Source organism: Chromobacterium subtsugae, from assembly GCF_001676875.1.
Classification (GTDB): domain Bacteria; phylum Pseudomonadota; class Gammaproteobacteria; order Burkholderiales; family Chromobacteriaceae; genus Chromobacterium; species Chromobacterium subtsugae.
This window is the reverse complement of record NZ_JYKA01000056.1, coordinates 1-377: the sequence shown is the minus strand read 5'-3', so window position 1 is coordinate 377 and position 377 is coordinate 1. Positions and strand designations below refer to the sequence as shown.

At 68.2% G+C, this 377-nt stretch carries 1 protein-coding gene; it reads left to right on the top strand.

Annotated elements, in window-relative coordinates; genetic code table 11:
• The coding region (locus MY55_RS22345) for a calcium-binding protein (RefSeq protein WP_279625472.1) at positions 1 to 377 on the top strand (377 nt) is incomplete at both ends.

The following is a 377-nucleotide window of genomic DNA, read 5'->3' as shown; positions in this document are numbered from 1 at the left end:
CCCTGCGCGGCGGCGCGGGCAACGACGTGCTGATCGGCAGCGGCGACGAAACCACGCTGGAAGGCGGCAAGGGCGACGACACGCTGCATGGCGGCAGCCGCAGCAAGGACACCTATGTGTTCAATCTGGGCGACGGCAACGACCTGGTGATCGACGATCACGTGACGGTGGACAGCAGCCGCCAGAGCGAGATCCGCTTCGGCGCAGGCATCGCGCAAAGCGACATCGTCGCGTCGCAAAGCGGCCAGGACCTGCTGCTGCAGCACGTCAACGGCCACGACTCGATCCGGGTGCAAGGCTGGTTCGACTGGCAGCGCCAGCAGGGCACGGTGAAGACGGTGACCTTCGCCGACGGCGGCAGCTGGAGCGCGGGGCAG